We start from the raw sequence: 1,808 nt of genomic DNA, 5'->3' as shown, positions 1-1,808 counted from the left end.
GAAGCTCACTACGTTTAAAGACCTTTCCCACATGAGATGCAAAGAACCAAAGTAAATCGAATTCTTTCGCTGTTAGATCTAGCGTCTTTTCAGCTAATTTTGCTTTTCTAGAAGAGGAATCTAAAGAAAGGCTAAGATAGCTCAATACACTCGCTTCAGGTCTTGGTTTCTCACTCTGGGCAGACCGTCTAAGCAATGCTTTTACTCTTGCCTTTAGTTCGGCCACACTAAAAGGCTTAACTAAGTAATCATCAGCACCAATCTCTAGACCTAAGACTCTATCCAACTCAGTTGAACGGGAAGTCACCATCATCAGCGGCACATAAATTTGTGAGACTCGAAGCATTCTACATAGCTCCAAACCGTCTATGCCTGGCAGTTGTAAGTCTAAAATAATGGCGTTCCACTGCTCTGATCTCGCTCGCTGAAAACCCTCAACGCCATCACTAACAACTAAAATATCGGCGTTTAAGTCTCGAAGGTGAAGCGACATAAGGTCTGCGATATCGGGGTCATCTTCCACAATCAGAAAACGCTTTCTATCAAGGTCAGAAAGAACATCAACCGCTTGTAAACTTTTACTCTCCATATGAAGGTTCATTCTCTGCTCCCTAGCATTTATCATAAGCCTGTTTGAGACCATAAAAACGAGGAGAGAGTGAGGCTACTAAGCTTAAGAATAACAACATTCAAAAGCCCTCAAACAACGTGCGCTAACGAATACGTTCCACGCGAACATTCACAGCCGGGTTATCCCAACGGTGAACCTCACCTAAGGTTGAGCTTGATAAACCGTCGTCCTGAGTCACAACACCTGGGTGCAGATATGCTGCGTCCCGAACATCATCACGCGCAACATTGAACCCTTCACGATCGCCACCTTGTGCTGCAGGCCCGGGAATTGTGTCTGCTGTCTCGGTGTTCGCTTCAGTGCCCGTATCATAGGTCAGCAATTCAAAACTCATACTCTCGTCAATCTCTAGTGTGCTAATTGCTTTACCGTTTAAAGCTGCAATAGCATCATTCGAGTTAACCAACATAGACACAACACTCAGTGATAAAGTTCCCAAGTATTTTTCAGAAGTTTGAACCTGAAACGACTCATACTCTCCTGGCGCTATAATTCCAGCACCAGACTCAGCAAGATAAACGTAAGAATCGTCAAGCGATGAGGATAAGAACTGGCTGTTGTCTCCCCCTTCAGCTAGTAACTCGAGTTCATCACTCGCCCTATGACCCGTCTGAAAACTCTTCCATTGGGAATCGTGCAATAAAACTGCAGCAGGCGATAAAGGCTGACCAGCCGTCAAGTTGCTCACTGTAACTTCAAACTCAAGCATGTCATCCTGCTTAGAGTCGTTATCAGAACACGCGGATAGAATTAGCGATGAGGCCAGCAGGGCTCCACTCATCAACTTCTTATTGATAGAAAAATAACCGTTCATAGCTCTGCCCTGTATTCGCTTACCGTTACAGTAATCTTGGCAATTGGGTTCAACCATCTGTGAGTAGTACTATCTAAATCTGAAACACCTCCATCAGCATCCAGATCCCCCAAAGCACCACGATGGATATGAACATAACCTTCAGCAGTGGCAACAATACCAGTACCATTTTCACCTAGGGTCGCTGCAACCGGCCCAGGAGCAGGAAAACCGGCCTCGCCTACCGCACCACTACCCACCACTTCGTCATTGGCTTCTGTACCTGCATCATAGGCTTTGGCATAGTATGTATAGGTTCCGGATTCACTGGGTATCTCGATTCCATTCAGAGCAATAAAGCCATCATTACTAGGCAAGATCATA

The 1,808-nt window shown here is 45.3% G+C and carries 3 protein-coding genes; all 3 read right to left on the bottom strand.

The features are described from left to right. A partial coding sequence (locus A3735_RS00650) for a response regulator transcription factor (protein WP_068637358.1) occupies positions 1 to 601 on the bottom strand: 601 nt, incomplete at its 3' end. Between the two features lie 112 nt (positions 602 to 713). Then, the gene (locus tag A3735_RS00645) at positions 714 to 1,445 is read right to left on the bottom strand and encodes a spondin domain-containing protein (protein WP_197475786.1); all 732 of its coding nucleotides are present in this window, start codon (positions 1,443 to 1,445) and stop codon (positions 714 to 716) included. Further along, positions 1,442 to 1,808: spondin domain-containing protein (locus tag A3735_RS29970; protein WP_197485550.1), on the bottom strand; the 367-nt coding region annotated here is incomplete at its 5' end. The genes A3735_RS29970 and A3735_RS00645, both read right to left, overlap by 4 nt.

The sequence above is a fragment of the Oleiphilus sp. HI0061 genome (genome assembly GCF_001635675.1).
This window is presented reverse-complemented; position numbering and strand designations above follow the sequence as displayed.

Excerpts from the sequence above, each read along its gene's own strand:
- A3735_RS00645 (WP_197475786.1), bottom strand. The coding sequence starts at position 1,445 with ATGAACGGTTATTTTTCTATCAATAAGAAGTTGATGAGTGGAGCCCTG.